At 72.3% G+C, this 16,525-nt stretch carries 17 protein-coding genes; 9 read left to right on the plus strand and 8 right to left on the minus strand.

What is annotated here, in order from left to right; all coding sequences use genetic code 11:
- Positions 1-57: 57 nt before the first annotated feature.
- Positions 58-561, plus strand: a complete 504-nt coding sequence (locus ACIODU_RS28020) for a gluconokinase (RefSeq protein WP_401770880.1) — start codon at positions 58-60, stop codon at positions 559-561.
- A gap of 131 nt (positions 562-692) precedes the next feature.
- Here ACIODU_RS28020 and ACIODU_RS28025 read toward each other — a convergent pair whose 3' ends face one another.
- From ACIODU_RS28025 to ACIODU_RS28040, 4 genes are all read right to left on the minus strand, one after another.
- Complete coding sequence (locus ACIODU_RS28025; protein WP_401770881.1) at positions 693-1,391, minus strand: cytochrome b/b6 domain-containing protein; 699 nt, start codon at positions 1,389-1,391, stop codon at positions 693-695.
- The gene (locus ACIODU_RS28030; protein WP_356428993.1) at positions 1,333-2,058 is read right to left on the minus strand and encodes a molybdopterin-dependent oxidoreductase; all 726 of its coding nucleotides are present in this window, start codon (positions 2,056-2,058) and stop codon (positions 1,333-1,335) included. The genes ACIODU_RS28025 and ACIODU_RS28030 overlap by 59 nt, the downstream gene beginning before the upstream one ends.
- 125 nt (positions 2,059-2,183) lie before the next feature.
- Positions 2,184-3,800 (minus strand): APC family permease, encoded by a 1,617-nt coding sequence (locus ACIODU_RS28035; protein ID WP_401770884.1) that lies wholly within the window; start codon positions 3,798-3,800, stop codon positions 2,184-2,186.
- An 83-nt stretch (positions 3,801-3,883) separates the two neighbouring features.
- Positions 3,884-4,843, minus strand: coding sequence for a hypothetical protein (locus ACIODU_RS28040; protein ID WP_401770887.1), 960 nt, complete (start codon positions 4,841-4,843; stop codon positions 3,884-3,886).
- A gap of 233 nt (positions 4,844-5,076) precedes the next feature.
- Between ACIODU_RS28040 and ACIODU_RS28045 the strand changes: the two genes are divergently transcribed.
- The gene (locus tag ACIODU_RS28045) at positions 5,077-5,499 is read left to right on the plus strand and encodes an ASCH domain-containing protein (protein ID WP_401770889.1); all 423 of its coding nucleotides are present in this window, start codon (positions 5,077-5,079) and stop codon (positions 5,497-5,499) included.
- 36 nt (positions 5,500-5,535) lie between these two features.
- Here ACIODU_RS28045 and ACIODU_RS28050 read toward each other — a convergent pair whose 3' ends face one another.
- A complete protein-coding gene (locus ACIODU_RS28050) occupies positions 5,536-7,191 on the minus strand; it encodes an FAD-binding dehydrogenase (RefSeq protein ID WP_401770890.1) in 1,656 nt (551 codons plus the stop codon).
- 139 nt (positions 7,192-7,330) lie between these two features.
- On the opposite strand from ACIODU_RS28050, the gene ACIODU_RS28055 reads away from it, so the two are divergent.
- The 3 genes from ACIODU_RS28055 to ACIODU_RS28065 are packed head-to-tail and all read left to right on the plus strand — an operon-like array spanning position 7,331 to position 8,605.
- Complete coding sequence (locus ACIODU_RS28055; RefSeq protein WP_356429007.1) at positions 7,331-7,849, plus strand: NUDIX domain-containing protein; 519 nt, start codon at positions 7,331-7,333, stop codon at positions 7,847-7,849.
- Between the two features lie 10 nt (positions 7,850-7,859).
- Positions 7,860-8,252: a DUF202 domain-containing protein gene (locus tag ACIODU_RS28060; protein WP_356429010.1), complete on the plus strand. Its 393-nt coding sequence runs from the start codon at positions 7,860-7,862 to the stop codon at positions 8,250-8,252.
- The gene (locus ACIODU_RS28065) at positions 8,252-8,605 is read left to right on the plus strand and encodes a DUF202 domain-containing protein (RefSeq protein WP_401770894.1); all 354 of its coding nucleotides are present in this window, start codon (positions 8,252-8,254) and stop codon (positions 8,603-8,605) included. The genes ACIODU_RS28060 and ACIODU_RS28065 overlap by 1 nt, the downstream gene beginning before the upstream one ends.
- Before the next feature lie 67 nt (positions 8,606-8,672).
- Here the strand turns inward: ACIODU_RS28065 and ACIODU_RS28070 are convergent, their stop codons facing one another.
- A complete protein-coding gene (locus tag ACIODU_RS28070) occupies positions 8,673-9,341 on the minus strand; it encodes an NADPH-dependent F420 reductase (RefSeq protein ID WP_401770896.1) in 669 nt (222 codons plus the stop codon).
- A gap of 123 nt (positions 9,342-9,464) precedes the next feature.
- Between ACIODU_RS28070 and ACIODU_RS28075 the strand changes: the two genes are divergently transcribed.
- Positions 9,465-9,806 (plus strand): helix-turn-helix domain-containing protein, encoded by a 342-nt coding sequence (locus tag ACIODU_RS28075; RefSeq protein WP_356429019.1) that lies wholly within the window; start codon positions 9,465-9,467, stop codon positions 9,804-9,806.
- A 408-nt stretch (positions 9,807-10,214) separates the two neighbouring features.
- Here ACIODU_RS28075 and ACIODU_RS28080 read toward each other — a convergent pair whose 3' ends face one another.
- The gene (locus ACIODU_RS28080) at positions 10,215-11,504 is read right to left on the minus strand and encodes a glucarate dehydratase family protein (protein WP_401770898.1); all 1,290 of its coding nucleotides are present in this window, start codon (positions 11,502-11,504) and stop codon (positions 10,215-10,217) included.
- Positions 11,505-11,694: 190 nt separating this feature from the next.
- On the opposite strand from ACIODU_RS28080, the gene ACIODU_RS28085 reads away from it, so the two are divergent.
- The 3 genes from ACIODU_RS28085 (at position 11,695) to ACIODU_RS28095 (ending at position 15,865) form a co-directional block, all read left to right on the plus strand.
- Positions 11,695-12,714 (plus strand): phosphotransferase family protein, encoded by a 1,020-nt coding sequence (locus ACIODU_RS28085; protein ID WP_401770900.1) that lies wholly within the window; start codon positions 11,695-11,697, stop codon positions 12,712-12,714.
- A gap of 7 nt (positions 12,715-12,721) precedes the next feature.
- Positions 12,722-13,948, plus strand: coding sequence for an acyl-CoA dehydrogenase family protein (locus tag ACIODU_RS28090; protein ID WP_401770903.1), 1,227 nt, complete (start codon positions 12,722-12,724; stop codon positions 13,946-13,948).
- A 1,161-nt stretch (positions 13,949-15,109) separates the two neighbouring features.
- Positions 15,110-15,865, plus strand: a complete 756-nt coding sequence (locus ACIODU_RS28095) for a Clp protease N-terminal domain-containing protein (RefSeq protein WP_401770906.1) — start codon at positions 15,110-15,112, stop codon at positions 15,863-15,865.
- 9 nt (positions 15,866-15,874) lie between these two features.
- On the opposite strand, the gene ACIODU_RS28100 is transcribed toward ACIODU_RS28095, so the two are convergent.
- Complete coding sequence (locus tag ACIODU_RS28100) at positions 15,875-16,468, minus strand: TetR/AcrR family transcriptional regulator (protein ID WP_356432731.1); 594 nt, start codon at positions 16,466-16,468, stop codon at positions 15,875-15,877.
- Positions 16,469-16,525 lie beyond the last annotated feature (57 nt).

A 16,525-nucleotide genomic window follows, 5' to 3' on the forward strand; every position in this document is an offset into this window, starting at 1 on the left:
CGGGATACTTGCCGCCGTCAGGCTTCAGTGGTGATCAGGGAGGGGCAGGGAAAACCGATGAGTGATCCGTACGTCGTGGTCGTGATGGGGGTGTCCGGCACCGGCAAGACCACGATCGGGCAGCTGCTCGCCGAGGCACTGGACGTTCCGTACGCGGAGGGGGACGACTTCCATCCGCCGGAGAACATCGCCAAGATGTCGGCCGGCACCCCGCTGGACGACGACGACCGGTGGCCCTGGCTGGACGCGGTCGGAGCGTGGGCCGCCGGGCGGGCGGGCCAGGGCGGGGTGGTCGCGGCCTCCTCGCTCAAGCGCTCCTACCGGGAACGGCTGCGGGCCGCCGCCCCCGACCTGGTCTTCGTGCATCTCGCCGGTGACCGGGCGCTGATCGAGAAGCGGATGGCCGCGCGCAAGGGGCACTTCATGCCGACCGCGCTGCTCGACTCCCAGTTCGCCGCGCTCCAGCCGCTGGAGGACGACGAGGCGGGGGTGACGGTGGAGGTGACCGGGACACCGGAGGAGATCGCCGGGCGGGCGGCGGAGGCGCTGCGGGGGCGGTGACCGGCGGGGGGCCGGCGCGGGCCGGGGCCGTACGGGATCAGGGCCGTACGGGATCAGGGCCGTACCGAATCGGGGCCGTATGGTCGGGACCGGGACCGGGTCGCGCCCCGGACCCGTCGGCCCCCGCGCCCTCAGGAGTCCTCCTCCCCCCACTCCGAGTGCTCCCTCTTCGCCCACGCCCGCTCCACCGACCCCGTCCGCATCCCGCGCCGCGCCTCGGGATCCCCGTACGCCATGCCGATGTGCCCGAGGAGTACGACGCCGATGGCGAGCGCCAGCCAGTCGTGCAGGAAGGTGGCGCTCGTCCGCCACACCAGCGGGGCGAACCCGGTGAACCACATCAGCAGGCCCGTCCCGAGCATCACCAGCACCGCGCCCGCGATCCAGGCCGCGTAGATCTTCTGGCCCGCGTTGAACTTCCCGGCGGGCCGGGACTCGGGCCTGGCGTCACGCCGCCGTACCGCCCGCAGCCACTCCTTGTCGTGCGGGAAGAAGCGGTTCAGCCGGCCGAGGTCGGCGCGGAAGTGGCGGGAGGCGAGGCCCACCAGCACGGGGACGGGCAGCAGCAGCCCCGACCACTCGTGCAGCGTGACGACGAAGTAGCGGCGGCCGACGAGTTCGGCGAGCTGGGGCACGTACAGACAGCCCGCCGTCGCCACGCACACCAGCATCAGGACGCCCGTGGTCCGGTGGACCCACCGCTCGGCGGGGCTGAAACGGCGCCGCAGCCGTCCGGTGCCCGCGGCCCCCTCCCCCGGTCCCCGTCCGCTCTCAGACGGTGGGGGTGTCGTCGCGTCCGTTGGACCGGCCGACCCAGCCGTCGACGTCATAGCCACGCTCCTCCCAGTAGCCGGGGCGGACGTCGGAGGTGACGGAGATCCCGGAGAGCCATTTCGCCGACTTGTAGAAGTACATCGGCGCCACGTACAGCCGGACCGGGCCGCCGTGCGCGTGCCCGATCGGCTTGTCCTGCATCCTGAGCGCCACCAGCACGTCGGCGCGCCGCGCCTGCTGGAGCGTGAGGCTCTCGGTGTACGTCCCGTCGAAGCAGGTGAACCGGATCGCCCTGGCGTCCGGGCGGACCCCCGCCGCGTCGAGGAGCTGCGAGACCTTGACCCCCTCGAACGGGGTGTGCGGGACGCGCCAGCCGGTGACGCACTGCACGTCGCGCACGACCCGCGTCTGGGGCATCTTCCGCAGGGCGTCGAGTGTGTACGTGGCGGGCCGGTCGACCAGGCCGTCGATCTTCAGCCGGTAGTTCCCGGCGTCCTTGTGCGGTACGGAACCGGTCACCGAGTAGTAGCGGAACCCGCCGCCGTTGGGCAGCAGCCCGGTCAGGCCCGTCGGGTCCTGGCTGGACACCGCGCCCAGGAACGAGTCGAGCCCGCGCTGGAGATACGGGGCCGCGACGAGTCCCGCGGCGCCCAGGCCCAGGGTGGAGAGCAGAACGCGCCGCCCCACCGGTGTTCCGGCGGGCTCATTCTGTTGATGGTTCACGCATCGATTCGACCACCCGCGGTCCCCGGAAGCCAGGGACCGCGGGATTCCGTCAGACTTTCGTCAGACCTGGCCGGTGAAAGCCGTGGTCGGGAACGCCGGGGTGAAGCCGGGGGTGAAGAACGTCACGACTGTGCGGCCTTCTCCAGCTGGAACGCCTCGTTCCCCAGGCCGATCCTCGCGTGGACGTCGGGCCTGACCGAGCGCAGGACCGCTCCGTACACCAGACCGCCCACCAGGGTGAGACCGACGATCCCCGGCAGGATCCAGCTCAGCGCGGAGTCGGGGCCGGCCCCGACCAGCAGGTCGAAGTCCTTGACCGTGTAGACGGCGACGGCGACGAGGGAGAGGCCGGCCAGGGCCGAGGCGACGAGGCGGGCGGCCTGCGCGCCCGCCGCGCCGCGCCGTACGAAGAACGCGATCACAGCGAAGGAGGCCGCGGCCATCAGCAGGATGACGCCGAGCGCGCCGATGTTGGCCATCCAGGTGAAGAGCCGCAGGATCGGCGCGGTCGGGTCGCCCACCGGCTTGTCGTCGGTGACGGCGAAGGCCACCACCACGACCAGGGAGAACACGGACTGGAGGGCGGAACCGTAGGCGGGGGCTCCGCTGGACGTGCTGGTACGGCCGAAGGCGGCCGGCAGCAGTCCCTCGCGGCCCATCGCGAACGCGTAGCGGGCGACGACGTTGTGGAAGCTGAGCAGCGCGGCGAACATCCCGGTGACGAACAGCACGTGGAGGACGTCGGTGAAGGTCGTGCCGAGGCGGTCCTCGGTGAGGCCGAAGATCAGGCCGGGACCCTGCTCCCCCGCCGTCGCGACCACCGAGCCGGGCCCGGTGGCGACGGAGATCGCCCAGGCGCTGAGGGCGAGGAACAGCGCGGAGAGGCCGACGGCGAGGAACATCACGCGGCGGACGACGACGTTCGGGCGGCTGGTCTCCTCCGCGTAGACCGGGGCCTGCTCGAAGCCGACGAAGGCGGCGATGCAGAAGCACAGCGCGGTGCCGAAGCCCGCGCTGGTGAGGGTGTCCGGGTTGAAGGCGTGCAGCGAGACACCGTCCTTGCCCGGGTCGGCGACGAAGGCGATGTCGAAGATCACGACGAGCGCGACCTCGATGAGGATCAGGACGCCGAGGACCTTGGCGTTCAGGTCGATCTTCAGCCAGCCGAGCAGCCCGACGACCACGGCGGCGGTCACGGCGGGCACCCACCAGGCGACGGTCAGGTCGAGGTAGGTGGCGAAGAGCCCGGAGACCTCGAAGCCGAAGAGGCCGTAGATGCCGACCTGCATGGCGTTGTACGCGAGGAGGGCGACGAGCGAGGCGCTGGCGCCGGCCGTCGCGCCGAGCCCGCGGGCTATGTACGCGTAGAAGGCGCCGGCGTTGTGGACGTGGCGGCTCATCTCGGCGTACCCGAAGCTGAACAGGACGAGGACCACCCCGAGGATGACGTACAGCAGGGGTTGTCCGACGATCCCCACCACGCCGTAGACGGTGGGCATGACACCGGCGACGGTCATCAGGGGCGCGCTGGCGGCGAGCACGGACAGGAGGAGGCCCGCCGTGCCGAGGCGGTCCGCGCGCAGGGCCCGCTCCTGGCCCTTGAAGGTGCTGATCTCACCCGTGCCGGAAGCCGTGCCCGGGCCCTGACCGGTCCGGGGGCCGGTGGTCGTGCCCGTGCTCGTGTGCGCGTTGGAGTTCGAGCCGGAACTCGTGCCCGTGCTCGAATTGCCCGTCGACATGACAGGGGTGTCCTTTCGGGGATCGCTGGTGCGGATGGATCGGGGGTGCGGATGGATCGCTTGTACGGATCGCGGCGCGCCGTTCAGACGGAGCCGAGCGCGGCGCTGCGCGCGGTGAGGAAGGCGTGGTGCGGGTCCCGGTCCGGGTAGGACCAGGGAGCCGGGGTGATGTGCGGGCCGATGCGGTGGAAGAGCGCGGCGGCCTCGGCGACGCGTCCGTCGTACCACTGGGCGTGGGCGAGGAAGTTGAGGTCGACGCGGTTGCGGGGGTGGTCCCCGCTCTCCCACTCCAGCCACCAGTCGAAGGCGCCCTTGAGCCCCTGGCGGGCCCGGCGGCCGGTCCAGTGGGCGGAGGCGGCCGGGTCGGCGGGCTCCACGCGGGCGGCGGCGAGGACGCGGTAGCGCTCGGCGTGGGCGACGACGGGCAGGACGGCGAGCGGCGAGTCCGCGGGGGCCTGTTCGGCCGCCCAGGCGGCGAAGTCGTACACCTCGTGGAGCGGGTCCTGGCCTGCCTCCGGGCGGCGTTCGGCGAGGCGGGCCGCCATCAGGTGGTGGGCGTGGTGGTGGTCGGGGTGGCGGGTCCGCACCTCCTCGAAGAGCTGCGAGGTCTCCTCGTCCGTACCGAGCGTGCGGGCGAGGAGCAGCAGGCCGAGCCAGGGGGTGGGGTCGGCGGGGGCGCGCCGGACGGCGTCACGGCAGGCGTCCACGGCGCGGTGTTCCGGTTCCTTGCCGCGCAGGGCGGCGAAGACGGTGGCGCAGGCGAGGAGGGTGGCCGCGTCGGGGCTCTCCGGTTCGGCGAGGAGCCAGTCGCGGGTCCAGGCGGCGGCGCCGGAGGCCTGGGCGAGGACGACGGTCCGGTGGCCTCTGCGGTCCCAGTCGTCGCCGGTACGGGCGAGGAGGGAGCGGGCCTCGGACCACCGTCCTTGGGCCAACTGATCGCGTACGGAGGCGAGTTCGGTGTCGTCCAGTGCGGGGTCGAAGGATTGGCCGGAACGTGGGCTACGTCTTCGGGCACGGCCGAGGGGTGGCGGAGGCGGGGACATCCGCGGAATTCCTCCAGGGCGCGTGGACGAGAAAGGACCGGGCACAGCAAATCGGTAGGTATGGCCTCCCGTCAAGCGGTATCTCGATGTAAGGCACAGTCATATTGCCCCGCCTTGGGCGTGGTTGCGCCTTCCGGGCAAAGGGCGCGGACCGCCTCCGTCCGCATAAGCCCAGATGGGACGCTTTTCGGCCAGGCGGGGGGGCATCATGGACACGCTCTAGGGTGGCTCTCATGGAGAACCGAGAACCCCTGGCGCCCTTACTGCTCGCCTTCCCCGGGCCGGTGCGTGACCGTCTGGTGGCGGCCGTGCTCGACGGGCGGAAGGTCTCGACGACCGGGCTGCTCGCCGAGTACGAGGCGGAGCGCGAGGAACTGCCCCCGGTCGGGGAGCGATCGGCCCTGATCGACTCGGACGGCCGCGAGGTCGCGGTGGTGGAACTGACGGGGGTACGGGTGCTGCCGCTCGGCGCGGTCGACGTCCAACTGGCCGTGGACGAGGGCGAGGGGCACACCTCGGTGGCGGCCTGGCGGGCGGACCACGAGCGCTTCTGGCACGGCGAGGAGATGCGGGAGGCGCTGGGCGACCCCGAATTCACCGTCCACGACGGGACGTTGCTGGTGGTGGAGAGCTTCCGGGTGGTGGAGCGGCTGTGACGACCGGGGGCCTTCTCCTCTTTGCGTGAACCCCTGTCAGCCCACCGCCTTCGCCGCCGCCCGCCCGGCCGCGCGCCCCGAGAAGATGCAGCCGCCCAGGAACGTCCCCTCCAGCGAGCGGTAGCCGTGCATCCCGCCGCCGCCGAAACCCGCCGCCTCCCCCGCCGCGTACACCCCGGGCAGCGGGTCGCCGCCCTCGGTCAGGACGCGGGACGACAGGTCGGTCTCCAGACCGCCGAGGGACTTCCGGGTGAGGATGCGCAGCCGTACGGCTATCAGCGGCCCCGCCGCCGGGTCGAGCAGCGGATGCGGCGCGACCGTACGGATCAGCTTGTCGCCCAGGTATCCGCGCGCGCCCCGGACCGCCGTGATCTGCGCGTCCTTCCCGAACGGGTTCACCGTCGCCCGGTCCCGCGCGACGATCTCCCGGCGCAGCTCGGCCTCGTCGATCAGCGGCTCCTCGGTGAGCGCGTTCATCCCGCGTACCAGCGCAGGCAGGTCCTTCTCCACGACGAAGTCGGCGCCCTTGTCCATGAACGCCTTCACCGGACCCGGCACCTCGGCCCGCGCCCGGCCGATGACGTCGCGGACCGACTTGCCCGTGAGGTCGGGGTTCTGCTCGGAGCCCGAGAGGGCGAACTCCTTGCCGATGATGCGCTGGTCGAGGACGAACCAGGTGTACTCGTACCCGGTCCTCATGATGTGTTCCAGCGTCCCGAGCGTGTCGAAGCCGGGGAACAGCGGCCCCGGCAGGCGGCGGCCCCGCGCGTCCAGCCACAGCGAGGACGGCCCCGGGAGGATCCGGATGCCGTGCCGCGCCCAGACCGGGTTCCAGTTCTCTATGCCCTCGGTGTAGTGCCACATCCGGTCGCGGTTGATGTGGTGGGCGCCCGCCGATTCCGCGATGCCGAGCATCAGGCCGTCCACGTGCGCGGGCACCCCGGAGAGCATGGTGCGCGGCGGGCGGCCGAGCCGCTCGGGCCACTGCGCGCGGACCAGGTCGGGGTTGCCGCCGATGCCGCCCGACGTGATGATCACGGCCTGGGCCCTGAGCTCGAACGCGCCGGTGATCCGACGGGTGCTCGCCTCCCCGCGCGCGATGTCGCTCGGCGCCAGGACCTCGCCGGTCACGGTGTCCACGACCCCCGCCGTGTTGCCGAGCCCGGTCACCCGGTGCCGGAACCGGAACTCCACCAGCCCCCGGTCGACACCCTCGCGCACCCGCCGTGCGAACGGCTCGACCACTCCGGGCCCTGTCCCCCAGGTGACGTGGAAGCGCGGCACCGAGTTGCCGAGCCCCGCCGCGCCGTACCCGCCGCGCTCCGCCCAGGACGCGACGGGGAAGAACCGCATCCCCTGCCGGTGCAGCCACGCCCGTTTCTCGCCCGCCGCGAAGTCGACGTACGCCTCGGCCCACTTGCGCGGCCAGTGGTCCTCCGCACGGTCGAAGCCCGCCGTGCCCAGCCAGTCCTGGAGCGCCAGCTCCCGGCTGTCCCTGACGCGCAGGCGGCGCTGTTCCGGCGAGTTGACGAAGAACAGCCCGCCGAAGGACCAGTGGGCCTGCCCGCCGAGCGACTGCTCGGGCTCCTGGTCCAGTACGAGGACGGAGCGGCCCGCGTCGACGAGTTCGGCGGCGGCGACCAGGCCGGCCAGTCCCGCCCCGATCACGATCACATCAGCGTCGTACGCCATGGGCTTCCATCCTTCGCGGATCCGTCACGGTGCGGGTGGGCGAGCGAATGGTCCGATCTTCCGTACGCGCGAGTAACGAGTCAACCGTCTCAGGCGCATTGATCGGCCGGCCCGGCGGAGGGGCTGCTTGGATGGGGGCATGGGAGCAGCGGACGAGATCCTGGACGTCGTGGACGAGAACGACCGTGTGGTGGGGCAGGCCCCGCGCGGGGAGGTGTACGCGAAGCGGCTGCGCCACCGGTGTGTGTTCGTCCTCGCGCGGGACGCGGAGGACCGGGTGTTCGTGCACCGCAGGACGGCGGAGAAGCTGATCTTCCCCTCGCTGTACGACATGTTCGTGGGCGGCGTCCTAGGCGCGGGCGAGACCTATGACGCGGCGGCGCTGCGGGAGGCCGAGGAGGAGCTGGGGGTCTCGGGGCTGCCGCGTCCGGAGCCGCTCTTCCCGTTCCTGTACGAGTCCGCCGACAGCGGCCAGAGCTGGTGGTCGTACGTGTACGAGGTGCGCTGCGTCCTGCCGGTGCGGCCGCAGGTGGAGGAGGTGGCGTGGCACGCGTTCCTCCCGGAGGAGGAGGTGGAGCGGCGGCTGCTGCCGGGCGGGTGGGAGTGGGCGCCGGACGGGCTCGCGGCGTACGAGCGGCTCCGCGCCCGCCGCGCGTAGGGTGCGCGGTGTGATCGAGTTCGTACGGAGCCTGCGGCTGTGGTTCGCGCCCCAGCGCCTCGGCGACGAGGGCGAGACGCCCGACTACCGCTTCACGCTGGCCAACGAGCGTACGTTCCTGGCCTGGCTGCGTACCGCGCTGGCGCTGGTGGGCGGCGGCTTCGCGGTGGACCAGTTCCTGCCGGACCTGCGATGGGGCGTACGGGTCGGGCTGGCGGTGGCGCTGCTCGCGGCCGGGGCGCTGTGCGCGCTCCAGGCGGTCGACCACTGGGTGCGGTGCGAGCGGGCGATGCGGCGCGGGCAGGCGCTGCCCGTCTCGCGCTTCCCGACGGTGCTGAGTCTGGTGGTGGCGGTGGTCGCGGTGGTGATGGTGGTGGTGGTCGCGCTGGGCGGGGGCCGTTGATGGCGGCCGAGGACCAGGGCGAGGGCCACGGTGAGGGCCAGGGCGACGACCGGGCCAGGGATCCGGGGCTCCAGCCGGAGCGGACCGGGCTGGCCTGGCGGCGTACGGCGCTGGCCTGCACGGTGGTCGCGGTGCTGGCGGCACGGCAGGCGGTCCACCACGGCGGTACGACCACGGGGGCGGTCGGCATCGCCCTGACCGTCCTGGTGTGGCTGGGCTTCGTGGCGCTCACGCACCGCCGCCTGATCGCGCTGACCGCGGCGGAACCCCGTCCGCTGTCACGGGCGCCGGCGGTCGCGGCGGCGGCGTGCACGCTGCTGCTGGCGGGGCTCGCGGTGGCGGTCATGGCGTGACGGTCGTGGGTGTGACGGGCGTGGGCGTGACGGGTTTGAGCGTGACTGACGGGTCTGGGACGGGCGTTCATGGCGTGACCGCCGCGAGGGGCGGCAGCATGCGGCGGGGGTCCTGGCCGGTCTTCCAGAGCGAGATGAGGAAGGCCGTCGTGGCCTCCAGCTGGTCGGCGCGGAGCAGCGGGCCCACGGTGAGCGGGACGCAGCCGATGTCCCCGACCAGGGTGTGTACGACGGCGAGGGCCGCGTCGTCGTCCCCGCACAGCGGCACCACAAGGGGCTCGGCGAGCGGGCCGCCGGCGCCTCGCGGACCGGCGGGGAAGGCCGGCGGGGTCAGGCTCCAGACGTGGTCCGGGCAGTGGTTGAAGGCCTTGACGACCCGCGCGCCGGTCGCGGCGGCGATACGGCGGGCCGCGCCGGGGCCCGTACCGGTGGTGAGGACGAAGCCGGGGCCGACGGCGTTGGTGCAGTCGATCAGGACATGGTCCCGCAGCGCGCCCTCCGCCGCCCCCGCCTCGTCCAGGACGGGCGCGACCGCGTCGTACGGTACGGCGAGCAGAGCCGCGTCGCCGAAGAGCGCGGCCTCGGCCGGGGTGCCCGGCCGGCCGCCGAGACGGCGGGCGAGGCCGTCCGCGCGGGCCGCCGAGCGGCCGCCGATCAGCAACGCGTGCCCGGCGCGGGCCCAGTGAGCGCCCAACGCCTCCGCCATGGCGCCGGTGCCGACGATTCCGATGCGCATCGCTCCGATGTCCTTCCGCCGTTCCCGTAACGTGCCGGTACGACGTTAGGCAGGGCTCCGGTGACCGTTCGGTGCCCGGCCTGGGTGGTACGGACCGGGGTGGTACGGAGGTGCGGAGGACCTGTGGACAGACTGCTCGCGGACTGCCGGGCGAGGCTCGCCTTCGACCTGCTGGGGAACACCTGGAACCCCGTCGTGCTCCTCGCCCTGGCCGAAGGGCCGCGCCGCCCCGGCGCGTTGCGCGCGGAGATCGGCGGCATCAGCACCAAGGTCCTGGTCGAGACGCTGCGCCGGCTGGAGGGGTACGCGCTGGTCGAGCGGGTCGCGTACGTACGGTCCCCGCCGCGTGTCGAGTACGGGCTGACCGCACTCGGCAGGAGCCTGCTGGAGCCGATCGGGGCGCTGGGGCGCTGGTCGGCGGAGTACGGGGACGCGTTTGCGGCGGCGCAGGGTTGGGACGACTGAGGGCCGGCCGCCTGCCGGTTTCCCGGGGCCCGTGCGGAGGTGGCCCATGCACGGTGGCGGCTGCCAGTCCCGGCGCGGACAGCACCGCCCCGACCAGGGGATTCCCCTGCCTGGCGCGGATCCGTACCTCCGTCGGCGTCGCGCCCGGGGCGCACGCCTGCGTCCAGCCGGACGGCGGCGGGTGGCTGCTCGTCGACACTGCCGCCACACCGCTCAGGGCCGAGGGGCTGCGAGTGTCGATGGTGACGACCGGGGTGGCGCTCCCCGTACAACACACGCCACCACAGCGGTCAGTTGGCGGCCCGCTGCCCGCTCCCCCGCGTGTGGCCCCACCAGGATTCCGGCGCCAGCCGCCCAGCGATCAGGCGCCTTCGACGGGAGCCGGACCGCTCACCAACGCGGATTCGCTCACCAGCGCGGGATCGTCGGCGTCTGCCACGCCGGGTCCGCCTCGCGCATCGCCGCCGCGTCGTCGCGTTCCCGCATCCTGCCGTCGTCGTCCAGCCAGCGCCGGTGCAGGACGGCTAGCTTCTCGCGGTCCAACTCCACGCCGAGGCCCGGCGCGTCGGAGACGTCGAGGCGGCCGTCCCGGAAGGTGTGCCGGACGGTGATGACGTCCTCGGTCTGCCAGGGGTAGTGGCTGTCGCAGGCGTAGTCGAGGTTGGGGACGGTCGCGGCGACGTGGGTCATCGCGGCCAGGCTGATCCCGAGGTGGGTGTTGGAGTGCATCGACAGCCCCACGCCGAACGTGCGGCACACGGCGGCGAGTTCGCGCGTCCGGTGCAGTCCGCCCCAGTAGTGGTGGTCGGAGAGCACGACCTGCACGGCGTCCGACGCGAAGGCCCCGGCGATCTCGGGGACGGTCGTGACGCACATGTTGGTGGCCAGCGGCACGGACGTGCCCGCCGACACCTGGGCCATCAGGTCCGTGCCGTTCGCCGGGTCCTCCAGGTATTCGAGGACGTCCGCCAGCTGCTCGGCGACGTACAGCGAAGTCGGTACGGACCAGGCGCCGTTGGGGTCGAGCCGCAGGGGCTGCCCGGGGAACGCCTCCGCGAGCGCCCGCACGGCCGCGATCTCCTGCTCGGGCTCGAACACCCCGCCCTTGAGCTTGAACGACGAGAAGCCGTGGTCGCGGGCGAAGCGCCGCGCCTGGGCGACCACGCCCGCCGGGTCGAGGGCCGCGTCCCAGTCGTCCTCCGCGCCACCGCCCGGGTGCTCCGCCCAGCGGTAGAAGAGGTACGCGCTGTACTCGACGGAGTCCCGTACCTTGCCGCCGAGCAGCGCGTGCACGGGCAGGCCCAGCGTCCTGCCGAGGGCGTCCAGGCAGGCGACCTCGAAGCCGGAGACGACGGAGAGGCGGAGCTTGTCGGCGGTCTGCACCCCGCGCAGCCCGCCCGCGTCCACCCGCGCGTCCGTGGTGTCCGGATCGCCGCACACCTCGTCCGCCAGGGCGAAGAGCCCGTTCACGTCGCTGACCGCGCGGCCCGGGAGCGCCCGCGCCAGCGGCTCCGCCAGCTCCAGGTACTTGCCGTCGCCGTACGTCTCGCCGATCCCCGTGACACCGCCGCGTGTGACGACCTCCACGACGAGCCGGGGGGTGTAGGGCTGGTGGACGCCCTGGGTGTTCAGCAGCGGTGGGTCGGCGATGAGGATGGGGGTGAGCCGGACCTCGTCGATGAGCAGCGCGGTATTCATACGTGAACTCTATTCAGAGGCACGACCGTGGAGCTAGAGGCGGGGACGGTGGTGTCCATCTCTCCGTGCCTCTCCGCGCCGCGCTTCGGAACATCTTTCACGGGACCCGTGGTGGACTGCATACCGACTGGTCGGCATCATGGGGCCCACGACGGTACGCCCGCCGTCGTGAGCCACGGAGGTAGGCACGATGAGCCCAGTCCCGCCAGGACTCGACCCGGAGAAGCTGCGCGCGCACCTGGACCGCGCGCGACCGGGGCTGGTGAGCGGCCCTCTCGACGCACGGCTGATCGAGGGCGGCCGGTCCAATCTCACCTACACCGTCACGGACGGGACGGGCAGTTGGGTGGTCCGCAGGCCCCCGCTCGGCCATGTCCTGGCCACCGCGCACGACATGAGGCGGGAGTACCGCGTGATCAGCGCGCTGCACCCGACGAACGTGCCGGTCCCGGAACCGCTGCTGTTCTGCGCCGACGAGTCCGTCCTCGGCGCCCCCTTCTACGTCATGGAGCACGTGGCGGGCACGCCGTACCGTACGGCCGAACAGCTCGCCCCGCTCGGCCCCGCGCGCACCCGCGCGGCGATCCTCTCCCTGGTGGACACGCTGGTCGACCTGCACGCCGTCGACCCCGAGGCCGTCGGCCTGGGCGACTTCGGGCGGCCTGACGGCTTTCTCGACCGGCAACTGCGGCGCTGGGGGAAGCAGTTGGCGGCCTCCCGGGGGCGGGAGCTGGCCGGCATCGACGAACTCCAGGCCGCCCTCGGCCGCGCGCTCCCCCACTCCCCCGAACCCACCGTGATCCACGGCGACTTCCGGCTCGACAACGTCCTGATCGGCGAGGGCGACCGGATCAACGCCGTCCTCGACTGGGAGATGTCCACGCTCGGCGATCCGCTGACGGACCTCGGCCTGCTGGTGATGTACAGCGCGCGCCTGGAGGTGACCGGCTCGCCCATCAGTACGACGGCGGGCGCGGCCGGGCACCCGGAGCCGGCCGAACTGGTCGAGCGGTACGCCGCGCGCTCCGGCCGGGACACCGGCGCGATCGCCTGGTACACGGCGTTCGCGTGGTTCAAGCTCGCCGTGATCCTGGAGGGCATCCACTACCGCTACACCCTCGGACAGACCGTCGGACCCGGCTTCGACCGGATCGGCGCGCTCGTCCCCGTCTTCATCCGGCACGGCCTCACCACCCTCCAGGAAGGCTGAGTACCCCATGGACTTCGCATTCGACACCCGTACGGAAGAGCTGCGCGAGCGGCTGCTCGCCTTCATGGACGCGTACGTCTACCCGGCCGAGGAGGTCGCGCGGGAGCAGCGGGAACGGCTGGCGAGCCCCTGGGACACGCCGGCGGTGGTGGGCGAGCTGAAGGCGGAGGCGCGCCGGCAGGGGCTGTGGAACCTCTTCCTGCCGGACGGGGAGCACGGGGCGGGGCACGGCGCGGGCCTGACCAACCTCCAGTACGCGCCGCTCGCGGAGATCACCGGGCGTTCGCCGGACCTGGCGCCGACCGCGCTGAACTGCGCGGCGCCGGACACCGGGAACATGGAGGTGCTCGCGCAGTTCGGCTCGGAGGCGCAGAAGAAGCAGTGGCTTGAACCGCTGCTGGCGGGCGAGATCCGCTCCGCGTTCGCGATGACGGAGCCCGAGGTCGCCTCCTCCGACGCGACGAACGTACGGACGAGCATCGAGCGGGACGGGGACGAGTACGTCGTCACGGGCCGCAAGTGGTACATCTCCGGGGCGATGAACCCGGCCTGCGCGGTCTTCATCGTGATGGGCAAGACCGACCCGGACGGTACGGACGTCCGCCGCCAGCAGTCGATGATCCTCGTCCCGCGCGACACGCCCGGGGTCGAGGTGCGGCGGGCGATGCGGGTGTACGGGTACGAGGACCACGGGCATGGCGGCCACGCGGAGGTCGTCTTCACCGGGGCGCGGGTGCCGGCGTCGTACCTGATCGGCGAGGAGGGCGGCGGGTTCGCGATCGCGCAGGCGAGGCTCGGGCCGGGCCGGATCCACCACTGCATGCGGCTGATCGGCATGGCGGAGCGGGCGATCGAGCTGATGTGCCGGCGCGCGGTGTCCCGTACGGCCTTCGGCCGTCCGCTCGCCGAGCAGGGCGTGGTGGGGAACTGGATCGCGGACGCGCGGGTGACGGTGGAGCAGTTGCGGCTGCTGGTGCTGAAGACGGCGTGGCTGATGGACACGGTGGGGAATCGCGGGGCGCACACGGAGATCCAGGCGATCAAGATCGCGACGCCGCGGGCGGTGGTGGACATCCTGGACCGGGCGGTGCAGTTGCACGGGGCGGGTGGGGTGAGCCAGGACTTTCCGCTGGCGGAGCTTTGGGCGGGGGCGCGGACGTTGCGGCTGGCGGATGGGCCGGACGAGGTGCATCAGCGGTCGCTGGCGAGGCGGGAGCTGTCGCGATACGCGTGACCGCGTCGCGGTCGTTTTTGTCCTCGCGCCGGACGGGCGTCTGCGTCCCGGTGGGCGGCGCGGCTTCCTCCTTTGTCCTCAATCGCCGGACGGGCTTGTTGGTGGCGTCTGCCCGGGGCGCGGGCGCGGCTTACTGATGTCCTCAAGCGCCGGACGGGCTTGATGGTGCCCGCGCGCCCGGTGCCGGGTGCGGGTCACTGATGTCCTCAAGCGCCGGACGGGCTTGATTTTGCCCGCTGCGGGCCGCGTTTTCCGGCGCGGGCCGGTTGCCGGGGGCCGGTCAGGGGTCGTGTCCTGCACTGCATGTTTTACGTCGCGTGCGACCGGTCGTACTGATTGACGATCGCCATGCGACACAAAACACGCTTTACGTTCCGGACACGACCCCTGCCCGTCCCCCTTCCAGGCCCGCGCCAAAACAACCCGGCCCACCCCGGGTCTGAAGCCCGCCCAAAGGCACCCCGAGCCCGCCCGGCGCACACCCCAGGCCGCCCACGGACCTTCAAACCTGTCCGGCGTTTGAGGACAAAGAAGGAAGCCGCACCCCACACCGGCACGGAGGCCAAAATCCAGCCCGCCCGGAGACCTCCCAAGCCCGTCCGGCGATTGAGGACATCCGTAACCCGCACCCAAAGCACCGCCCGGGCCACACTCTCAGCCCGCCAGGACGCACCCCCAGCCCATCCGGCGCTTGAGGATGACCCTGATCCGCACCGGCGCGCCGCGCGGGGGCACCATCCAGCCCGTCCGGCGATTGAGGACATCAGTGAGCCGCGCCCGCGCCCCGGACAGCAGGGACCCCGGGGCGGGCGGGGCCGTTCAGTTCACCCCCGGCGTGAGGGGGGTGGGGTCGGAGGAGGTGCGTGTGTCCGGACGTAAAGCGTGTTTTGTGGCGCATGGCGATCGTCAATCAATACGACCGGCCGCACGCGCCGTAAAACATGCAGTCCGGACATACGTACCTCCGCAGGCCCCGCCCCCCGTCACCACGACACACCCAGCCCGTCCGGCGATTGAGGACATCAGTGAGGCGCGCCCACCACCGGGCCGCAGAAGCCCGTCCGGCGATTGAGGACAAAGAGGGAAGCCGCGCTCCCCACCGGGGCGCCATGTGTCAACTACGGGTTGACGGACACGGAAGTGTCAACCTAAGGTTGACGCATGGTGAATCCCACTCAGGTCAACAATCCCGTCCGCCTGGACGACCTCATCGACGCCATCAAGAACGTTCACGGCAACCCCCTCGAACAGCTACAGAGCGCCGTCGTCGCCGCCGACCACCTCGGTGACGTCGCCGACCACCTCATCGGCCACTTCGTGGACCAGGCCCGCCGCTCCGGCGCCTCGTGGACCGAGATCGGCGCGTCCATGGGCGTCACGCGGCAGGCCGTCCAGAAGCGGTTCGTGACGAAGGACGAGCCGGCGCCCAACGTCAACCAGGACTTCAGCAGGTTCACGCCCCGCGCCAGGAACGTCGTCGTCGCGTCCCAGAACGAGGCCCGCGAACGCGGGCACACCCAGATCGGCACCGGACATCTCGTGCTCGGCCTGCTCGACGACCCCCAGGGCCTCGCCGCCCAGGTGCTCGTCGCGCAGGGCGTGGAGCTGGAGACCGTCCGGGCGGCCGCGGCCAGCGCGTTGCCGGAGCCCTCCGGGGAGCCCGTGCCCGACCTCGTCCCCTTCGACGCCGGGGCGAAGAAGGCCCTGGAGCTCACCTTCCGCGAGGCACTGCGGCTGGGCCACAACTACGTCGGCACGGAGCACGTACTGCTGGCCCTGCTGGAGCAGGAGAACGGCACGGGCGTCCTCAGCGGGCTCGGCCTGGACAAGGCGAGCACCGAGGCGCACGTGTCGGCCGCGATCACGGCGATCCGGGAAAAGCTCCAGGACCAGGACCAGGGCAAGGGCAAGGGCTAGCCGGCCCGCCTACGGACGCAGCGCCCGCAGCAGCAGGTCCGCCAGGTGGTCCGCGACCTGTTGCGGGGTGAGCGGGCCGTCCGGGCGGTACCACGTCGAGAGGTGGTGGACCGAGCCGAAGTGGTAGTCCACCACCAGGTCCGCGGGCGTGGCCGTGGAGAAGACGCCGCTCCGCTGCCCCTCCTCCACCAGCGCGCGGAAGCGCTCGTGGTAGCGGCGCCGCTCGACCCGGACCTCCTTGTTCTTCTCCGGGCTCAGGTGGTGCATCGAGCGGAAGAAGATCGCCGCGTCGTCCAGGTTCTCGATCGTCGTCACGACGACGTCGGCCGCGGCCGCCCTCAGGCGCCGTTCCACCGGTTCGTCCGCGCCGGCGAAGGCGTCGAGGCGTTCCTGCTGGAGGCGGAGGACGCGGGCGTAGACCTCCTGGAGAAGATCCTCCTTGGAGCCGAAGTAGTGGTAGAGCGCGCCCTTGGTGACACCCGCCCCCTCCACGATCTCCTGGACGGACGTCCGGTCGTACCCCTGCTCCGCGAAGAGCCGGGTGGCGGCGGCCAGCAGCCGCTGGGGGACGGGTGCCCCGCCCTCCTCCGTGGTCCTGGCCATGTGCCGCCACCTGCCTCTCGTTCCGTACCGCACATCTGTACGCATATCTGTGCCACG

The organism is Streptomyces sp. NPDC088261, from assembly GCF_044740805.1.
Taxonomy (GTDB): domain Bacteria; phylum Actinomycetota; class Actinomycetes; order Streptomycetales; family Streptomycetaceae; genus Streptomyces.

Excerpts from the sequence above, each read along its gene's own strand:
- ACIODU_RS28025 (WP_401770881.1), bottom strand. The coding sequence starts at position 1,391 with ATGACGTCGACGGCTGGGTCGGCCGGTCCAACGGACGCGACGACACCC.
- ACIODU_RS28065 (WP_401770894.1), top strand. The coding sequence starts at position 8,252 with ATGGCGGCCGAGGACCAGGGCGAGGGCCACGGTGAGGGCCAGGGCGAC.
- ACIODU_RS28085 (WP_401770900.1), top strand. The coding sequence starts at position 11,695 with ATGAGCCCAGTCCCGCCAGGACTCGACCCGGAGAAGCTGCGCGCGCAC.
- ACIODU_RS28045 (WP_401770889.1), top strand. The coding sequence starts at position 5,077 with ATGGAGAACCGAGAACCCCTGGCGCCCTTACTGCTCGCCTTCCCCGGG.
- ACIODU_RS28020 (WP_401770880.1), top strand. The coding sequence starts at position 58 with ATGAGTGATCCGTACGTCGTGGTCGTGATGGGGGTGTCCGGCACCGGC.
- ACIODU_RS28055 (WP_356429007.1), top strand. The coding sequence starts at position 7,331 with ATGGGAGCAGCGGACGAGATCCTGGACGTCGTGGACGAGAACGACCGT.
- ACIODU_RS28080 (WP_401770898.1), bottom strand. The coding sequence starts at position 11,504 with ATGAATACCGCGCTGCTCATCGACGAGGTCCGGCTCACCCCCATCCTC.
- ACIODU_RS28070 (WP_401770896.1), bottom strand. The coding sequence starts at position 9,341 with ATGCGCATCGGAATCGTCGGCACCGGCGCCATGGCGGAGGCGTTGGGC.
- ACIODU_RS28100 (WP_356432731.1), bottom strand. The coding sequence starts at position 16,468 with ATGGCCAGGACCACGGAGGAGGGCGGGGCACCCGTCCCCCAGCGGCTG.
- ACIODU_RS28040 (WP_401770887.1), bottom strand. The coding sequence starts at position 4,843 with ATGTCCCCGCCTCCGCCACCCCTCGGCCGTGCCCGAAGACGTAGCCCA.
- ACIODU_RS28090 (WP_401770903.1), top strand. The coding sequence starts at position 12,722 with ATGGACTTCGCATTCGACACCCGTACGGAAGAGCTGCGCGAGCGGCTG.
- ACIODU_RS28035 (WP_401770884.1), bottom strand. The coding sequence starts at position 3,800 with ATGTCGACGGGCAATTCGAGCACGGGCACGAGTTCCGGCTCGAACTCC.
- ACIODU_RS28050 (WP_401770890.1), bottom strand. The coding sequence starts at position 7,191 with ATGGCGTACGACGCTGATGTGATCGTGATCGGGGCGGGACTGGCCGGC.
- ACIODU_RS28095 (WP_401770906.1), top strand. The coding sequence starts at position 15,110 with ATGGTGAATCCCACTCAGGTCAACAATCCCGTCCGCCTGGACGACCTC.